The sequence below is a fragment of the Cobetia sp. SIMBA_158 genome, from assembly GCF_046566945.1.
Taxonomy (GTDB): Bacteria; Pseudomonadota; Gammaproteobacteria; order Pseudomonadales; family Halomonadaceae; genus Cobetia; species Cobetia amphilecti.
In genome coordinates this window covers 238288-256578 of record NZ_JAWJYL010000002.1, presented here as the reverse complement: position 1 = coordinate 256578, position 18291 = coordinate 238288, and the positions used below count along the sequence as shown (strand labels likewise).

16 protein-coding genes are annotated in these 18291 nt (G+C 61.1%); 7 read left to right on the top strand and 9 right to left on the bottom strand.

Annotated elements, in window-relative coordinates; genetic code table 11:
• Positions 1–73 precede the first annotated feature (73 nt).
• Both R2R70_RS05105 and R2R70_RS05100 read right to left on the bottom strand, forming a co-directional pair.
• Positions 74–1639 (bottom strand): aldehyde dehydrogenase family protein, encoded by a 1566-nt coding sequence (locus tag R2R70_RS05105; RefSeq protein WP_410977453.1) that lies wholly within the window; start codon positions 1637–1639, stop codon positions 74–76.
• A gap of 3 nt (positions 1640–1642) precedes the next feature.
• The gene (locus R2R70_RS05100) at positions 1643–2650 is read right to left on the bottom strand and encodes an NAD(P)-dependent oxidoreductase (RefSeq protein WP_410977452.1); all 1008 of its coding nucleotides are present in this window, start codon (positions 2648–2650) and stop codon (positions 1643–1645) included.
• Positions 2651–2685: 35 nt separating this feature from the next.
• Here R2R70_RS05100 and R2R70_RS05095 point away from each other — a divergent pair, with 35 nt between their 5' ends.
• On the top strand, positions 2686–3690 hold the full coding sequence (locus R2R70_RS05095) for a LysR family transcriptional regulator (protein WP_410977451.1): 1005 nt from the start codon (positions 2686–2688) through the stop codon (positions 3688–3690).
• Here R2R70_RS05095 and R2R70_RS05090 read toward each other — a convergent pair.
• A complete protein-coding gene (locus tag R2R70_RS05090; RefSeq protein WP_410977450.1) occupies positions 3670–4593 on the bottom strand; it encodes a LysR substrate-binding domain-containing protein in 924 nt (307 codons plus the stop codon). The genes R2R70_RS05095 and R2R70_RS05090 overlap by 21 nt on opposite strands.
• 133 nt (positions 4594–4726) lie before the next feature.
• Between R2R70_RS05090 and R2R70_RS05085 the strand changes: the two genes are divergently transcribed.
• From R2R70_RS05085 to R2R70_RS05070, 4 genes are all read left to right on the top strand, one after another.
• On the top strand, positions 4727–5203 hold the full coding sequence (locus R2R70_RS05085; RefSeq protein ID WP_410977449.1) for a DUF1348 family protein: 477 nt from the start codon (positions 4727–4729) through the stop codon (positions 5201–5203).
• 87 nt (positions 5204–5290) lie between these two features.
• A complete protein-coding gene (locus R2R70_RS05080) occupies positions 5291–5932 on the top strand; it encodes a glutathione S-transferase family protein (protein ID WP_107334539.1) in 642 nt (213 codons plus the stop codon).
• Between the two features lie 28 nt (positions 5933–5960).
• Positions 5961–8114, top strand: a complete 2154-nt coding sequence (locus R2R70_RS05075; protein WP_410977448.1) for a pyridoxamine 5'-phosphate oxidase family protein — start codon at positions 5961–5963, stop codon at positions 8112–8114.
• 238 nt (positions 8115–8352) lie between these two features.
• On the top strand, positions 8353–8916 hold the full coding sequence (locus R2R70_RS05070; protein WP_410977447.1) for a DUF2628 domain-containing protein: 564 nt from the start codon (positions 8353–8355) through the stop codon (positions 8914–8916).
• 142 nt (positions 8917–9058) lie between these two features.
• On the opposite strand, the gene R2R70_RS05065 is transcribed toward R2R70_RS05070, so the two are convergent.
• Positions 9059–9952, bottom strand: coding sequence for an EamA family transporter (locus R2R70_RS05065; protein WP_410977446.1), 894 nt, complete (start codon positions 9950–9952; stop codon positions 9059–9061).
• A 265-nt stretch (positions 9953–10217) separates the two neighbouring features.
• On the opposite strand from R2R70_RS05065, the gene R2R70_RS05060 reads away from it, so the two are divergent.
• A complete protein-coding gene (locus R2R70_RS05060) occupies positions 10218–11153 on the top strand; it encodes a LysR family transcriptional regulator (protein WP_410977445.1) in 936 nt (311 codons plus the stop codon).
• A 100-nt stretch (positions 11154–11253) separates the two neighbouring features.
• Here the strand turns inward: R2R70_RS05060 and R2R70_RS05055 are convergent, their stop codons facing one another.
• The 3 genes from R2R70_RS05055 to R2R70_RS05045 form a co-directional block, all read right to left on the bottom strand.
• Positions 11254–12750 (bottom strand): YjiH family protein, encoded by a 1497-nt coding sequence (locus tag R2R70_RS05055; RefSeq protein WP_410977444.1) that lies wholly within the window; start codon positions 12748–12750, stop codon positions 11254–11256.
• A gap of 248 nt (positions 12751–12998) precedes the next feature.
• Complete coding sequence (locus R2R70_RS05050; RefSeq protein WP_410977443.1) at positions 12999–13355, bottom strand: RidA family protein; 357 nt, start codon at positions 13353–13355, stop codon at positions 12999–13001.
• Between the two features lie 108 nt (positions 13356–13463).
• Positions 13464–14102, bottom strand: coding sequence for a cysteine hydrolase family protein (locus R2R70_RS05045; RefSeq protein ID WP_410977442.1), 639 nt, complete (start codon positions 14100–14102; stop codon positions 13464–13466).
• Between the two features lie 289 nt (positions 14103–14391).
• Between R2R70_RS05045 and R2R70_RS05040 the strand changes: the two genes are divergently transcribed.
• Positions 14392–15030: a DUF1294 domain-containing protein gene (locus R2R70_RS05040; RefSeq protein WP_410977441.1), complete on the top strand. Its 639-nt coding sequence runs from the start codon at positions 14392–14394 to the stop codon at positions 15028–15030.
• A gap of 111 nt (positions 15031–15141) precedes the next feature.
• On the opposite strand, the gene R2R70_RS05035 is transcribed toward R2R70_RS05040, so the two are convergent.
• The gene (locus R2R70_RS05035) at positions 15142–16083 is read right to left on the bottom strand and encodes a 2OG-Fe(II) oxygenase (protein ID WP_410977440.1); all 942 of its coding nucleotides are present in this window, start codon (positions 16081–16083) and stop codon (positions 15142–15144) included.
• Positions 16084–16281: 198 nt separating this feature from the next.
• On the bottom strand, positions 16282–17976 hold the full coding sequence (locus R2R70_RS05030) for an L-lactate permease (RefSeq protein ID WP_410977439.1): 1695 nt from the start codon (positions 17974–17976) through the stop codon (positions 16282–16284).
• Positions 17977–18291: the final 315 nt, after the last annotated feature.

Sequence of the window (18291 nt, the reverse complement as noted above, 5' to 3'; positions counted from 1 at the left end):
AAGGCCATGCATCCCGTTGACCACTGCTTGTCTTGAGTGCTGCCCTGCTGACAGGCAACACGATCACATCTGGCTACTCCAGACTCGCCCCATAGCCGAAGCTGGCGGCGGGCTCGGCTGCCGTCTCGACCCACACGCTCTTCACTTCGCTGTATTCGCGCAGCGCATCCAGCCCAGATGAGCGGCCATAGCCACTCTCGCCGTAGCCACCGAAGGGTGAGCTGACGTGAATGGTCTTGTAGCCATTGACCCAGAAGGTGCCGGCACGCACCTGACGTGCCACGCGGTGGGCGCGGCCGACGTCGCGAGTCCAGACGGCGCCGGCCAGCCCGAAGCGACTGTCGTTGGCGATGCGGATGGCGTCGGCTTCCTCCTCGAACGGTATGGCCACCACGACCGGGCCGAAGATCTCTTCCTGCGCGCAGGTCATGGCGTTGTCGCCCAGCAGTACCGTCGGCGCGACATGATAGCCGCCGGTGTCCGGTACGGGGTCTGCTGAGCCATCGGCGAGACGCGCGCCGTCCTCAATGGCGCCGGCAAGCATCGACTTCACATGCTGATATTGCTTCGCGTTGTTGATCGGGCCGATCTGGGTATTCGGGTCCTGCGGGTCACCGAGGGTGAACTGCGTGGCAGCCTTGGCCAGCGCAGTGGTGAACTTGTCGAAGATCGAGGCCTGCACCAGCAGGCGCGAGCCCGACACGCAGCTTTGGCCGGCGCCGGAGAAGATGGCCGCCTGGGCGCCGCGCAGGGCCACCTCGAGATCGGCATCCTCGAACACGATGTTGGCGGACTTGCCGCCCAGCTCCAGCACGCAGGGGATGCAGCGCTGCGCCGCGGCGGTGGCGATGTGGCGGCCGGTGGCGGGCGAGCCGACGAATACCACCTTGCGAATGTCGCCCTCGGCGATCAACGCCTGGCCGATGCTATGGCCGTAGCCGGCGATGACATTGACCAGCCCGCGCGGCACACCGGCGCGCTCGATCAACACGCCCAGCGCCAGCGAGGACAGCGCCGTCAGCTCCGAGGGCTTGAGAATCACCGCATTGCCGGCGGTGATGGCCGGGGCGATCTGCCAGCCGGCGGTGAAGATGGGCGCATTCCACGGCGTGATCTGCAGTACGGTACCCAGCGGCTCGTAGGTGACGTAGTTGAGGTGCGAGGTCGGGACCGGAATCACCTCACCGTGCAGCTTGTCGGCCCAGCCCGCGTAGTACTCGAACATCTCGGCGACCTTGGCCACCTCGACCCGTGCATCGCGAATCGGCTTGTTGGCGCTCAGCGCCTCCAGTTCGGCCAGGGTATCGGCCTGCTCACGGACTAGGCTGCCTATGCGGTAGATGGCGCGTCCGCGGGCCTGGGCGGTCAATTCAGCCCATTGCTGCTGGGCCTCGCGGCTGGCGGCATTGGCAAGCGCGACCTGAGAGATGTCGGCATCCGGGAAGGACAGCATCAGGCTGTCATCCTGAGCGTTGCGTACCTCGATGCTCTCACCGCTTCCTTTGATGAACTCGCCACCGATCAGGCTACTGACGACAAGCGTGTCGTCATGAGATTGGCTGCTGTCCTGAAACGCCTGCATCAGTTCCGCGATACGCTGAGTCGTTGAGGGTACCGGGGTCATGTCGTGGGTCAGCATGGCTTATGCTCCGTGGCCAAAGAGAGTCGGGTCAGTGCGTTGCACGATGGCGCAGAAATCCTCGCTGTCATCCAGCGTCGCGCTGCTTTCATTCCAGAGCTGGGCGACGGCGCGAGCGAGGGGCAGCTCCATCCCGAGCTGTTGCGCCAGATCACTGGCCAGCCCGACATCCTTGCGCATCAGGCCCATGGTGAAGCCGGAATCGTAGGCCTTGTTGATCACCCAGCTGGGGAACATCACCTGGCTCGCGCCACTGCGCCCGGAACCCGCATTCACGCCTTCCAGCAACTTCTCGGGGGAGACGCCCGCTCTGGCGGCCATGGCAACGGCCTCCGCCGTGCTGATCAGGTGACAGGCGGCCAGCATATTGTTGGCAATCTTGGCCACATTGCCCGCGCCACAGCGACCGACATGCACTCGGCTGCCGCTCATGGCCTCCAGTACCGGCATGGCGCGTGCCAGCACCTCATCCTCGGCGCCGATCACCATCGACATGCTGCCGCTCGCGGCGCCCTTGGGGCCGCCGGACACCGGGGCGTCGATGAAGTCGATACCGCGCGTCGCCAGCGCCGCCGCCACCTTGCGGCTGGTCTCGGGGGTCGAGGTGGTGGTGTCGATCACGATCAGTCCCGGCCTGGCCATGGCCAGCAGGCTTTCGGCCTGGCGGTCTTCTGCTGCATCGCCGCCCAGACACAGGCGTTCGACATGCTCGGCCTTGGGCAGCGAGAGGATTACCACCTCAACATTCGCGAGCAGCTCGATGAGGGAATCGACCGGCGTGACGCTTGCCGCAGCCGCCTTGTCACGCGCAGCCTGAGAGAGATCGAACCCGATGACGGGGAAGTCATGACGGGCGAGAGTCGCGGCCATGCCGCCGCCCATGTTGCCCAGTCCGATGACACCGACGGTTGTTGTCATTGTGTGATTCCTGTCGTGGTGAAAGGGGGAGTAGCACCCGGTGACTCGAGTATGGACAGCGCTTCTGTGTTCCAGCAATAATCCAGAATTCACTTTAATGTTGCCTTCAGGGCAATGCTGGGGGCGTGATGAGTCTGGTGCAGGATCGACGTATCAGTCACTTCCATGAGGCGGCAAGACTCGGTAGCGTGCGCGCGGCGGCGGATTTCCTGAATGTGGCGCCTTCCGCGGTCAGTCGACAGATCACCCAGCTGGAGCATGAGCTGGGCATGCCGCTGCTTGAGCGCCATCGCCGCGGGGTCAAACCGACGGAGGCGGGCGAGCGGGTACTGGAGTATTACCGGCAGCGTCTGGCCCAGCAGGAGGTTCTACTCGAGTCGTTGCAGTCATTGAAGGGGCTGCAAAGCGGCTCGCTGGTGCTGGCGATCGGTGAGGGCTTCATCGAGGGGCTGGCGGGGCCATTGAGTCGTTTCTCCGCGCGTTATCCGGGCATCGAACTCAAGGTGAATCTATGCGGGACCAATGAAGTGATCCGGCAGGTGGTCGAGGACGAGGCGCATCTGGGGCTGGTGTTTCACCCGACTCGCGATCCGAAGATTCGCACGCACGTCTCGCGGCCGCAGCCGGTGTGTGCGGTAGTCAATCCGCAGCATGACTTGGCTCGACAGTTCGGGGGGCAGCCGCTCGGGGGGCAGCAGTTCGCGGCTCAGGAAGGCTCAATGCGGGCGGCAGGAAAGGCCGAGCCGCTGTCGCTGGCGGTACTGGCCAATCACTCCCTGGCCCTGCCGGAGGTGTCATTCGGCATCCGCCAGATCGTGGCCCAAGCCGAACATCAGGCCGGAGTGATGCTGAGCCCGACCCTGACCTGCAACGCCCTCGCCATGCTCAAGCAATTCGCGCTGCATGGCGGCGTGACCCTGCTGCCGGAATTCGTGGTCTCCGAGGAGGTCGCCGCCGGCCGCCTGTGTCGAATCCCGCTGCAGGAAGCCCAATTCGTCACGCCGCATGTGCAGTTGATCAGCCGCCTGGGCCGTCAGTTGAGCGACGGCGCCAGTCGGCTGTCGAGCCTGTTGCAACAGGACATGACGGCCTTCAGCCCGTCGGAGGGGGGCTCAGTCGGTCAATCGCGCTGACGGTGAGGGATTCAGTACAGAATTGGCGCGCAGGCGTTCGGCGGCAAAATCCAGGAAGGTGCGTACCTTGGCCACCGCGCCGCGCCCCTCGCTGTGCAACAGGTGGATCGGCAGCGGCGGTGGCTCTAGCTCCTCCAGCACGGCCTGCAGTCGACCCGCGGCGAGATCCTCGCCGACCTGATAGGACAGCACGCGGGTGATGCCCCAACCACTGCGGGCGGCCTCGATGCAGGCGGCAATGCTGCTCATCGTTAGCCGGGGGCTCACTCGTATGGCGTGTTCTCCTGTGTGGCCGAAGCGCCACTCCTTGCTGGCATTCATGTTGCTCGCGGCAACGATGCGCAGTCCGGCCAAGGCCTCCAGCGAGTCCGGCGTGCCCTCGCGGGCGAAATAGCTCGGTGAGCCACACACCACGAGCCGCACGCTGCCGACTCTCAGTGCCGAAAGCCCCGAGGACGGCAGGGAGCCGATTCGCACGGCGATATCGAAGCCTTCCTCGATCATGTTGACCACGCGGTCCACCATGACCACCTCGGCGCGCATCTCGGGGTAGCGTTCGAGGTATTCCATCAGCAGTGGCATCACATGGAGACGGCCGAATTCGGTGGGACAGGTGATGCGCAATACGCCAGTGGGGCGTGTCGCGGCGCCGCTGACACCATCCTCCGCTGCCTGAAGCTCCGCCAGGATGCGCCTTGCATCCGCCAGATACCGCTCACCGATCTCGGTCAGGCGCACGCGACGTGTGGTGCGCGTGAAAAGACGTGCGCCCAGGCGGGTTTCCAGGGCATTGATGCCGCGTGTCACCGAGGGGGCGCTCATGCCCAGCGCCCGGCTGCCTGCCGCGAAGCTTTCGGCATCCGCCACGGCCACGAAGACCTCCAGTGTCTGCAGTCGGTCCATCTATGGCTCCCATTGGCGTCGATTATCGTCATTATCTGGAATGATCAATTGTGTCTGCTGAGGATTCTAGCAGCCAGATGAGGAGAGTAGTGTGGGGATGTGTTTGATCACCCCAACCGCTGGAGCCTCTTTCATGTCAGCCAATCTCCCCCGCCATCCCTTGCCACCGTTCACGTCAGACACTGCGGCACACAAGGTGCGTCTTGCCGAAGATGGCTGGAACAGCCGTGACCCCGAGAAGGTAGCGTTGGCGTATTCGCCGGACGCCCGCTGGCGCAATCGTGCCGAATTCGTGACCGGCCGTGATGAGGTGGTGGCCTTCCTGACCCGCAAGTGGGCAAGCGAGCTCGACTATCGCCTGATCAAGGAGCTGTGGGCCAGCGCCGGAAATCGGATCGCCGTGCGTTACGCCTATGAATATCGCAATGACAGCGGCCAGTGGTTTCGCGCCTACGGCAATGAGAACTGGCAGTTTGATGAGCTGGGGCTGATGACCCATCGCCACGCCAGCATCAATGAGCACCCCATCGCGCAGAGCGAGCGCAAGTTTCATTGGCCATTGGGGCGCCGACCGGATGACCACCCCGGGTTGAGCGATTTCGGCTTCTGAGTCGTCATCGCCAGCCACGTTTCCTGCAGCGCACTGCGCTTTGCCGCTCTCGGCTTTTTCCTCTTTTCTCACATTGTCAGGTGAATCATGAACTCACGCTTTGCTGCCACGTCAGCGCCCATCCGTCTGTTCCGCAATCCGAAGTCCGGCCACTGTCACCGCGTCGAGCTGATGCTGGCGCTGTTGGACATTCCCTATGAGACGGTGGATCTCGACATGGCCAACGGCGCGCACAAGGCGCCCGACTTCCTCAAGATCAGTCCGTTCGGGCAGGTGCCGGCCATCGAGGACAATGGCGTCTTCCTGAGTGATTCCAACGCCATCCTCGTCTATCTGGCCCAGCGCTATGACGGCGAACGACGCTTCATGCCCGGCGACGCCCTGGCAGTGGCCCAAGTGCAACGCTGGCTCTCGGTCGCGGCCGGGGAGATTGCCGCTGGCCCCTGCACGGCACGTCTAGTGACCGTCTTCGGTGCCCCCTTTGACCACGAGCAGGCCATCGCCCGCGCGCAAGCCCTGTTCGCCGTCATGGAGTCCCATCTGGATCAGCGGCAATACCTGGTGGAGGAGCGGCTGACGTTGGCCGACATCGCGGGTTACAGCTACATTGCCCATGCCCCGGAGGGGGGTGTCAGCCTGAGTCCTTATCCCGCCATTCGTGGCTGGCTTGCGCGTATCGAAGCCGAGCCGGGCTTCGTGGGCATGGCGACGAGCCCGGTACTGGCCTGAGCCCCACCGTCATTCTGAGGGTTTGTCCATGAATGAGCATCGGCAGGTGTTTCATGCAGGTGAGCGACGTGTCCAGGCTCGCGCAGGCGTGCCGGAGCATTATCTCGAGCAGGTCGCCCCCTACGTGCGCGACCGGATGCCTGAGCAGCATGTCGCGTTCTTCGCGAGTCTGCCGGTGCTGTTCATGGGCGTGCCTGACAGCGACGGCTGGCCGTGGGCGGTGGTGAGCCTTGCGCCGCCCGGGCAGCTTTGCGATGCCACGCCCGGTGAGCTGCAGGTGCATGCACGACCGGCGCTGGGGCAATTGCTGGGGCTGAATTTCACTCCCGGTACCAGGGTCGGCGTGCTGGGGCTGGATCTGGCCAGTCGGCGGCGCAATCGCCTGAATGGCACCCTGCTTGCCCCTGAAGCGGTGGCGGGTATGGCGCCCGATGGGCTGCGGATCGGGGTCGATCAGAGCTTCGGCAACTGTCCGCAATACATCCAGCAACGTGAGATCGACTGGGCTGCCGAGCAGGCGAAAGCGCTGGTCAGCCGCGAGGTGGCACTCAATGACGAGGCGACATGGAACGATGAAAAAGCGCGCGCCTTGCTGGCCCAGGCGGACACCTTCTTCATCGCGACCTGCGCAGGTGAGCTGGACGATGCTGCGCCCAACGGCGTGGATGTCTCGCATCGTGGCGGCAGGCCAGGCTTTCTGCACCTGAATGCCGATGGCAGCCTGTCGTTTCCCGATTTTGCCGGCAATCACTTCTTCAACACCCTGGGCAATATCGAGCTGGATTCCCGCGTCAGCCTGTTGATTCCTGACTTCATCTCGGGCGAGGTGTTGGTGCTCAAGGGGCATGCCCGGGTCGACTGGAACCCCCAGCGGGCAGCGCTGGTCGCGGGCGCCGAGCGCATCGTGGATGTGGTGCCGGAGCAGGTACTGCATGTCGAGCATGCCTTGCCGGCGCAGGGGCGTCTGATCGAACTCTCGCCGTCGCTTGAGCAGACCGGTGACTGGCCAGCCCCTGATGAGGCGCCCGTACCCTTGCGTCGTCTGAGAGTCATCGACAAGGTGCGCGAAAGTGACTCGATCACCTCCTTTTATCTGGAGCCATGGCTGCTAGCGGGGCAGGAGCGCGAACCGGCGGAAATCGCCGCCTATCACCCCAGCCAGTTTCTGACCCTGCGTCTGGCCTCGACGCCACGCAAGCCCTTGTCCTGCGGCGAGATCGCGGTGATGCGTAGCTACAGCATTTCACAGGCCTGGCGGGCGGGGCAGAGTGCCTATCGCATCTCGGTACGCCGCGACCCCAAGGGACTTGCCTCACGACTGCTGCATGATGAATTCGCGGTGGGCGATGTGCTGGAAGCGACACCCCCGGCGGGGGATTTCGTGTTGCAAGACTCGCCCACACCTCGCGTACTGCTGTCATCCGGCGTCGGCATCACGCCGATGATCGCCATGCTGGAGGCCTTGATACAGCAGGCAGAAGCGGGGCATCCGCCGCTCGGTGAAGTGGTCTTCCTGCATGCCGCGCGTGATGGGCGTGAGCTGGCATTTCTCGACACGCTGGAGCGCTGGTCGCGCGCCCATGCGTGGCTGCATCTGCATATCGCCTTGTCGCGCCCGAGTGCGGCGGATCTCGTGGCCGGGCGGCATCAATCTGTGGGCAGATTGGAGCTGGTGAGTCTGGCGGGCAGCCTGCCGGAACTTGCTTCCAGCCATGTCTATCTGTGTGGCTCCGAGGGCTTCATGCGCGCGCAATATGCCGCCTTGCTGGCGCTGGGGTTACCGCGGGAGCAACTACATCACGAATTCTTCGGGCGTGGTTCGCTGGAGGAGGGGGAGGCAACCGCGGTTGCGCTATCGTCAGACTTCCAGGCGAGCTTGCCGGAGCGTGCTCGGGTCACCTTCACGCCTCGCGTGGCACCCGGGCAGCCATCGGCCAGCGCTGCGGACATCACACGACAGTGGACACCCGTACAGGGCAGTCTGCTTGAGCTGGCCGAGCAGTCAGGCGTGAATACCCTGTCCAGTTGCCGCACCGGGCGCTGTGGCAGCTGCGCATTGCGACTGCTCGAGGGTGAGGTCAAGTATCCCGAGCCGCCACAGGCCGGCGTGGCTCAGGGACAGGTGCTGATGTGCTGTGCCTACCCGGCTAATGATCAGCCGCTGGTCATCCAGACGCTTTGAGCTGCGTCATCGGGCGCGAATGGCTCGGTGTGAATGGCTCGGTGTGAATGGCTCGGCGTGAATGGCTAGGCATGAATGACTGGGCGCGGCTGACAAGCTCGAGGAGAATCAGTGAGATAGCGATAGGTCAGTTCATGGTCCTGACAAGTGGCTGGCGGTATAGTACGAAGCGTGTGTCATTTATCCGAGCCTGTCGCAGATTGTTGCCCGATCGGCATCACAGACAAGGGTTTTCACGATGGCTTCATTTCGTATTCTGACGCATCCCGAGCACGGGACGCGTGCCGTCAAGATCGGCTGGTCGTGGCCGGCGTTCTTCTTCGGTCTGTTCTGGGCGCTCTACAAGCGCATGTGGCTGCTGGCGGCCAGTCTGTTCGGCTTCATCGTGCTCAGCTCGGTCTTCATTCCGGCGACGCAGGGAGGGCAGCTGATCTCCAATATCCTGTTCCTGGGCCTCAACTTGACCATCAGCCTCAAGGGCAACCTTTGGTACGCGAGCCTGCTGGAAACCCAGGGCTATCAAGAGCAGGCCCAGGTCTCGGCGCGCAATCCCGATGATGCGCTGGCCGTGTACGCCAATTCACAAAAGGCCTCTGCTGCCAATATCCGCGACCATGAACAAGGCGGCGCTGACTCACGGGATCAGGGCCTATGGGGCGATCAGCGTGACGAGCGGGAGCGTAAGGATGGCAGGGGTAACAGAGTTGAAAGAGATGAAAAAGATGAAAGAGATGACGACAACGGCGATGGTGGCTCCAGTGGCAAGGGCGGCGGCAACGCCACGGGCACCTTCATCGGTTAAGCTTTGCACGATAGGGTGACACTCAGTACCAGACGGTCTGATTTAAGGCATGCCATCGACCGGAGTGGCGCTTAATATTGTGGAGGTGCTGCTCCGGTCGATGGCATTTCTGGGGTCAGACTTTAGCGGCATGTGAATCAGGTCAGTGAAGCTCGGTTGACAGTTGATGGGAAGCGGCAGGCCCTGATAGCGTCACTCCAAGCGATGCCAGTACTACTAGGCCAACGGCTACCCACTGGAGAAGCGCCAGCTCCTGCCCCAGCAGTAGCAATGCCGAGAGTGCAGCTGCGGCAGGCTCCAGGCTCATGAGCGTGCCGAAAGCGGGGGCGGAGAGCCTGGGAAGCGTATACATTTCCAGCGCGTAGGGAATCGCCGCCGAAAGGACTGCTACACCCAGTGCCAGTGGCAGGATGTCCCAGGACAGCAGCGTGCTACCTGCCTCCCATATGCCTATCGGCGCCACGACCAACGCTGCTATAGCCATGCCCAGCGCAACGGCCGAAGTACCATGTCGATTGCCTGCCCGCTGGCCGAACAGGATGTAGCCTGCCCAGCAAGCTCCTGCGCCCAACGCACAGACCGCACCCCACGGGTCGATCGGGCCTGAATCCTGTGGCCCGAGAGTCAGTAGCATGACGATACCCAGGATAGCGAGGCACACCCAGGCAAGGTCTCCTCTACGTCTTGAACACAGCAATGCAACGCTCAAGGGGCCGGTGAATTCCAGTGCAACGGCGATACCCTGTGGAATCGTCTGCAGAGAGGTGTAGTAGAGCAGGTTCATCATGCCCAGGGCCGCACCATAGCCGAGGATGATCGGCCAGTCGGCTATCGTGATGGGCTTTCGCCATGGACGGAGTACCGCAAGCAGCAATATTGCGGCGACGAGCAAGCGCAATGTTGTGACACCGCTGGGTCCTATGCTGGGGAACAGGCTCTTGCCGAGAGATGCGCCGACCTGGAAGGATGCGATGGCAGCGATCAGAATCATCACCGGCCATATGCGATGGACGATGTCTTGAACAAAGGGGGGCATGATGGACTCCGGTAGCGACTTCCCCAGGGTGGCGTAGGGAAGTCATGGCGCAGGTTTTTTTCTGTAGAAGCTGTGTTGGCCTGAGTGGCACTTGGCTCTTTTATTTGTCGCTTGATGATGGGAGGCGATGAGTGAATTTCATGGTGTGCCTTTCGCCGTGGTTGTCAGCGCCATGAATCCGGTTATATTCGAAGTCTTGCCAGATGGCATGGCTGGCCTTCTGGCGTGAAAAATCGAGCAAACCACAAACGCAGGTGGCACTTAGATGCTGGGCAATCTTCACGATATCGATCTCAAGTTGTTACGAGTCTTTCATGCTATCTGTGAGTGTGGTGGCTTCACTCAGGCACAACTGCGGTTGGGCATGAGCCAGGCAAGCATCAGTACCAAGATGGCTCGTCTCGAGGGGCGCCTGGGGTATCGGTTATGCTACAGAGGGAATGCCGGGTTTAGCCTGACACCGGAAGGCACTCAGTTGCTGCGCAGTACCCAGCGACTGCTGGCGGCGGTAGACGCTTTCGTCGATGAGGCTGGTGACGTCGGACAGCAACTCAGTGGTGAGCTCAATCTGGGAATCATTGATAATGCGGTCTCCAATCCGGACTTTCGGGTGGCCGATGCTCTCGAGGTATTCCTAGCCGAGGCCCCCGGCGTCAGTGTCAATATCAGTGTTGGTGATCCTGCCAACCTGGAAGCTCAGGTGCTGGATGGTCGCTTGCATCTGGCGATCGGTCTCTTCAATGGCAGTCGTCAGAATCTGGATTACCTGCCGCTCTATCAGACAACTCATGGCTTGTTCTGTGGGCGAGAGCATCCTTTGTTTGCCATCGAGGACGAAGAACTTACCGAGGATGATCTGCATAAAGCCTTGTGTCTGGATGCCGGCTATCTGGACACGATAGAGGGCTTTCAGCGCGATATAGGTCTGGGCCAGGTCAAGAGCGATACGCATCAGAATGCTGAAGGCGTGGCACTGTTGGTTCTCTCTGGACGCTATGTTGGCAACTTGCCCGTGTCCTACGCGCAGCGCTGGGTAAAGGAGCAGCGGCTGCGCTTGTTGAAGCCGGATGTCAGTCTGGTGACATCGACTGTCACTGCCATCCATCGTGCTCAACGACCGCCTGCTGCCTTGGTGCGTTTTCTTGAGGTGTTGCGCTTGCAGCATGGATCAGCCCGAAGTTCTTCAAGCCAATCCCCCTGACGGGTGCTTGTGAACCGAATCTTTGTGAACAGGCATCGGCATGCACTGGCACTGATGTCGTTGCAATGACATCAGTGCCAGTGCATGCCGGTTGTGGGGGTTACAGAATGAATCGTCCCATCAGGCTGAGGATCGGGATAGCGATCAATAGACGTAACAACCAGATCATGAACAGCTGCAAAAGATTCAGACCAATGCGCGCCTTGAGAATCACGATGGCCACTTCCGTCAGGAAGATGATGCCATTCACGGCAGCCCCGGCGACCACGAAGCGTGTCAGTTCGCTTTCGATGCTCGAACCGAGAATCACGGGCACCAGAAGGTCAATGAAGCCTGTCAACATGGCGGTTGCGGCGATTCTGGCTTCCGGCAGTCCCACCAGCTCCAGATAGGGCACCAGGGGAGTCGCCAGCACCTCGACGACCGGGGTGTACTTGATCAACGCAAGCCCCAGGACCCCCAGGATCATCATGGTCGGGTAGACCGTGATGGAAAGGTCGGCAGCTGCATACAGCGAGCTCTTGAGCTTTGCCAGTGGCTTTTGCGCCCTGTCTGCACGCTCGATGCCGCGTCGCAAGGCCCAGCCCAGCAGTGGCTCGTCAGCGGCGCGATCTTCCTGTTCCGGTTGAGGCGGCTCATCATCGCGCGTCAAGTTCGCGACTCTGCTCAGCGGTGGCAGGCGTGGAACGATCAAGGCACAGGCGATACCGGCCAGGGTTACCGACAGATACCAGCCCAGAAAGACGCGTTCCAGATTGACGAAGCTCAGCACTACATAAGCGAAGGCGATGGAGACAATTGAATAGTTCGTCGCAATCGTCGAAGCCTGACGTTTGGTGTAGTGACCATCATGATACTGCTGTGAGGTCAGAATGATGCCCACTGAGGAGGCGGACAACCAGGAAGCCAGACAATCGATAGCGGCACGTCCCGGCAGCTTGAACATGCGCTGGAAGGGACGATTGATCATGACGCTGATGAATTCCATCAGGCCGTAATCCGTTAGCAGCGGCAGCAGAATGGAGCTCAGGAAGAACAGCGTCAGCAGAATCGGTGCCACTTCATATAACAGGACGCCACCAGTATCCTTGTCCCACACCCAGACGGGCCCAACTTCGAAGTACACCATCAGCAGTGCCGCGGTGCCAGCCAGGCGCAGCAGCAGCCAGCCCGGGCGGACATTGAAGAGCTGAAAGAAGGGATGTGGATGACGTTTCAGGGCGGGGGACAACAGAATGACCAAACTGAAAAGCGAGGGGATCACCACGATGATGATGGCAATCGTCATCATGTAGGGAGCTACCATTGCGGTGACCTGGCTGATCAGATAAGCGATGGGCACCGTCCACTGGCCCCCCAGCAGCATTGGTGTCATGAATAGCAATACGCCAATCATTGACGGTATCAGAAATCTGAGTAGTCGCTTAGTGCTGACGGGTTGTCCAGTGGAGTGAGTGCCATCCATCAGGTCGATAGTTCCCCGACCTGTACTTGTCTCACGGCGGGTAGGTTTCATGTCAGTTGCCTCGATATTGTAATTATCATGTGCTGCTGGCAGTAGGTCTTCGCGGATATTGTCTTCACGTGCTTCATGCACATGCAGTGCCAGGCATATGCAGCTTCACAACGCCAAGGGCGGGAGATTCGCTTGCGGGCTGTCCATGCTGCATCGTAGGACGTCAATCCGTTGCCATTTCTTTCCCTGTCCTTGCCGGGGGCGAACAGGCATGAACGACGCCATGCTGGCGCTTCATTGAGCCGGTTGCCCCTGAGATAGTCATCTCACGGCCTCGCCATCCACTCGCTTGATCATGAGACGATGACGAGGCAGTGAGCCTGTGAATTTCAGCTCTCTGGCAATGCGGCAATGACCATCATCTCGACCTTCCACTCAGGTCTGGCGAGCACAGCCTGCACTGCAGCACGCACCGGCGGATGTTGCGGTGAGACCCAGGCATCCCAGACCTCGTTCATCTCGGCAAACTCGGCCATGTCAGTTACCCAGACCTGAGCTGAGACGAGGTGATGCTTATCCGTGCCGGCGCGTGCCAACAGGGCATCGATCTGTTTAAGAATCTGGCGAGTCTGGTCTCCCATGCCGGTGGAAGTGTCGTCAGCCACCTGGCCTGCCAAGTGAACGGCCTGGCCGTGAATAGCGACCTGACTCATTCGGCGGCCTGAATCAATGAATTGCAGTGTCATGATGAATTCCTTTCGAGAGGTAAGCGGGAGAACATTCAGTATTTCTTGCCCAGAATGGGAGGGAGACTCCGTGCAAGAGCAGGCGTACTGCTAGGATGATCGGGGGATTCAGACACGGCGTTCAGGCTTGATATGGCTGTCCATTGCACTGAGCATGCTATCAAGGGAGCGCCGCGCGCCACGCTGCAGGTACTCCATGGCCTCCAGCGCACCTTCATGCGCTCGGTAGGACGATCCGGCCACACAGTCTTCGGCGACACGACAGAAGTAATCTCCTTGATGGCCATCAACGAAGGTGTAGTGCACGCAGACATCGGTCAGACCACCGCACAGCAGCAGAGTGTCGACATCCAGGCCTCGCAGTAGAATCTCGAGGTCCGTGCCATAGAATGCCGAGTAACGGCGCTTCTTGATCAGATAGTCATCTTCGCAATAGCCAAGTTGTTCAGCGGCGATCTCGGTATGTGGGTGGCCTTCGATGCAGTGGCGATCTTCATCGCCATCCAGCTCGCGACCAAAGTCGATGCCGTCTGGACGATGGACTTCCTGAATAAAAATGACGGGAATACCGCGTTCGCGCGCCTTGTCGATCAACTTGCGTGACAGGGCCATGCGCTCGACATAATCCGGCATGTGGGCGATGGCACGCTTGTCTTGATTGATGAAGGCGCCCGCCAGGATGTCGATGACGATGAGGGCCGGGCGGCCTTCGATGATCTTGCGGTTCTTGGCGTCAGGGATAGACATGATGGGCTCCAGCAACGGGGGGGGGGTTATTGTCGGGAATGTTGCACCGCGTGAGGGCAGCGATGATTGACGAGAATCATCCTGCTACAGGCCTGAGCATTCGGGAATTTCGCGCTGGTGATGTGTACATTGCGCTGCCGTTAACTAGCTGCTTAGTTACGGTTAAATTATTGATATATGATTTTTTGTACCGACGTGATGCTGGATCATGTGGTGGTGACGCTAGTTAAAAGGGTCGTGTACGAGAACTGCCATTGTTTCGATGGTGATGCTGACAAGAGAAGATGCAATGAATCATCAGGGAAGATTGACGCGCTGGAACGATGACAAGGGCTTTGGCTTCATTACCCCGGCGTCGGGTGGCAAGGATGTCTTTGCCCACATCAGCGCCTACCAGGGGCGCGGGCGACCCAAGGCCAGCGCGCAGGTGCACTATCAGTTGGGCATGGATGACAACAACCGCCCACGTGCCATCCGCTTTCGCACCCATGGGGCCGGAGCTTCCACCACCTCTACCGGGATGTGGCTTGCATGGTTGGTGGCGTTAGCCGTGATGGTCGTTCTCGGGGCGGGATGGCAGCAAGGGCGTCTGCCATGGATGTTGCCTGCAGCGTATCTGGGCATGAGCCTGGTGGCGTACATGGCGTATCGGGTAGATAAATTGGCCGCTACTGAGAGTGAACAGAGAGTCCGCGAGGATACCTTGCACTTCATGGAGCTTCTGTGTGGATGGCCGGGCGCGCTGATCGCCCAGCAGAGCCTGCGCCACAAGACGCGCAAGACAAGCTACCGGTTCGTGTTCTGGTGTGCGGTACTGCTCAATATCGCGGCCGTGAGCTGGCTGACTCTCTCGCCGGATGCCGCGACCCTTCGTGACCTGCTCGGCTTTCCCGTCATGGCAGGCGAGGCCATGATCAGATGGTCATGAGCGGATAACCAAGCGCCGTTATCGATCGCATGACAACGACAAAGGGGGCCTATCAAAGGCCCCCTTTGTCGTTGTTGCTCACTAATGTTTACCAGTAGAGCACGCTGGCCATCAGAACGGTGCGAAATCATCCTGTTCGGCGCTCGAGGCGACCCAGCGGTCTCTGGCAGGTATCGCCCGGCGTTGGGCGCCCTGTGGCGGTATCTGGCCTCGCTCACCATACAGCCACAGCACCAGGTTGGAGCGCTGGCCGCTGGTGATCGGCTGCGCGGCATGCGGCACATTACCGCGATGCAGCATGGCCGAGCCGGACGTGAACGAGAAGCGCACTGCGTCGCCGCTCGCGGCGTCCAGAACGTCCAGTTCAGAGCCCTCGAAGGTCTCATCGGGCAGGTTCATGTTGATGTTGAGAGTCACGGACGAGGCGTCGGTATGCGGCCGAATCGAGGCGTCCGTGGTGGGCTGGTAGTGGATCGAGAAGCCGAAGGACTGGCTGTCGTAGCCGATGATTTCCGGGAACAGCAGCCGCGAGATCGGGCGCATGTAGGTGTCCAGCAGCTGCTGATAGAACGCCTGGAAACCCGGTGCCGCCAGATAGCCCTCTGAGCGACGGTCGAGCATGGCGCCGCGTCGGTTGAGCACGATGCCGTAGGGCGGGCGCAGCGGAATGCCGGCGTCCCATGCCTGTTCCAGCATGTTGCGCAGATCAGCAATTCGCTCGACATCGAAGAGCTGGAACTGATAGACGTCAGTAGCGACTTCTGTCATCAGCGCCTTGACGTCCGTCTCGCGCTCGGGATTTTCCCACGCCTGCTTGACGGCAGTGCGCAGCGCCTCGTCGATCAGTCCACTATCGAGGATGGCGAGGTCGTCTTGCTCGACGGCTTCCCATTCACGCCAGGCGTCACTCAGCAGCTGACGATGGCTGTCCCAGAATTGCTGGACGGAGGGAGCGCGTCGCAGCATGGCCTCGCGGGAAGGAAGTTCAAGCTCGCGGGCCTGCTGCAACCGGGTCTGCTGTAGTCGGGTAGGGTGCAATACAGAATGGGTCATGGGATGTCTGCTCCAGAAACTTGCGACATGAAGGCTGCCGTTTCGGCGATGTTGGGCAATTTATTACGCCGTGCCTTGTTGATAAACAGGCCCCTGGAGTAAACACATTCAATATTCTGTTGATGATCTCCACACGACAGCAGGCCCGCACACAATGCGGGCCTGCTGTCGTTTGCCAGAGTGATACGAGGCGTGTTGTCAGCTCATCAAGCCGTCGACCACCCCCAGGCCGTGGAAGGCGATCATGCCGATGATGCCAGCGAAGATCACGTAGTAGAGCGTCGGCAGGATCGTCTTGCGGAGCGTGACGCCTTCGCGACCCAGGAGGCCGACGGTGGCCGAGGCGGCTACCACGTTGTGGATGGCGATCATGTTGCCGGCAGCCGCGCCGACCGCCTGGAGGGCGACCATCATGGCGCTGGAGATGCCCAGGGCCTGGGCGACGTTGAACTGGAAATCGGCCAGCATCAGGTTGGAGACGGTGTTGGAGCCGGCGATGAAGGCCCCGAGGGCGCCGACACTCGGCGCGAACAGCGGATAGATATCGCCCACGCTATCGGCGATGAACTGCGCCATCGCCACCGGCATCGACACCAGGTCCGCCTCGTTGACGCCGGAGTTGATCAGGATGCGCACCATCGGGATCGTGAACAGCAGCACGAAGCCTGCGCCGAGAATGGTGCGTCTGGATTCGCTGACGGCAGCACTGACGTCTCGCATGCGCATGCGGTGCAGCACGATGGTCAGCAGTACCACGACCACCAGGATACCGCCGGGCAGGTACAAGGGCTGCAGGCTGCCGGAGATGTCAGCCTCCCCGAGAATGCCGCTCCAGCCGAAGCTCCATGAGGTCAGCGCCTCCTTGATCGGCGCGATGACGCGCGACATCACCAGCAGCACCGCGAGCAGCACGTACGGCAGCCACCCCATGCCGACCGAGAGCGGCTTACGGCCCTCGACGGGCTCAAGTGTCATGTCCAGCTTGCCGATCCACTCCGCGGGCCAGCTGTCAGCGTTCGGGAAGTCCCAGGTCCGGCTGGGCAGCAGGAAGCCCTTGCGCGCCGCCGGAACCACGATGGCGAGCCCCACCATGGCGCCGATCATCGACGGAAATTCCGGCCCCAGCAGCATGCCGGCCAATACGTAAGGCACCACGAAGCAGACACCGGCGAACAGCGCGAAGGGCGCGACTTCCAGCCCTTCACGCCAGGAGCGATTGGCGCCGAAGAAGCGCACCATTACCGCGACCATGATCAGCGGCATGCAGATCCCGATGATGCCGTGGGTGATGGCGACCTCAGAGGTCACCAGTTGGAAGTAAGCGTCCCAGCTCGAGCCATTCGCGGTCAGTGTCTCGCTGACACCGGCCTTGTCGAGGCCACCGGAGACCCCGACCACGATCGGCGTGCCGACCGCACCGAAGGAGACCGGCGTCGATTGCACCATCATGCCCACCACGACCGCCGCCAGGGCCGGGAAGCCCAGCGCCACCATCAAGGGGGCGGCGACGGCGGCAGGGGTGCCGAAGCCGGAGGCACCTTCGATGAAGCAGCCGAACAGCCAGGCGACGATGATGGCCTGTACGCGGCGGTCTGGGCTGATGCCGGAGAAGCCGTTGCGTATCGCGGCAATGCCGCCGGAATGCTTGAGGGTATTGAGCAGCAGCAGGGCGCCGAAGATGATCCACAGGATCGCGACCGTCAGTATCAGCCCTTGGAGTGACGAGGCCAGGACACGAGTGAAGGTCATGTCCCAGGCCAGAAGGGCGATCAGCGCAGTAACCACGAAGACGATGGGCATGGCGAGGCGGGCGGCCATGCGAAAGCCGATCAACAGCACCCCGGCGAGCAGCAATGGCACAAAGGCCAATAGTGCCAATAGCGACTGATTCATGTGCAGCACTCTCCCTATGTTGCGTGGCGAACGTCGTTTTAAAAGCTTTTGTTGTTGGTGGGTGCGTGGTTATGTCGCACCTGACGCTAGCTCAAGGTAAGAGAGTCCATTTGTTTCTGCTACTTGAGGTCATCTGGTATTACCAGTGATGATCGTGAGGTTTATTTGCGCCAACTCATTGATAGTCAATGCCTCTGTGAGGTGTCGCAGCCCACTCATCACGCGCAGCAGGTCACTTTATTAGACTAAAAGGCGGCAGTTTACCGGGTGAGAGGCGTCTGCTTTCTGAGCGTGACAGGAAGGGCGTCCGGCCAA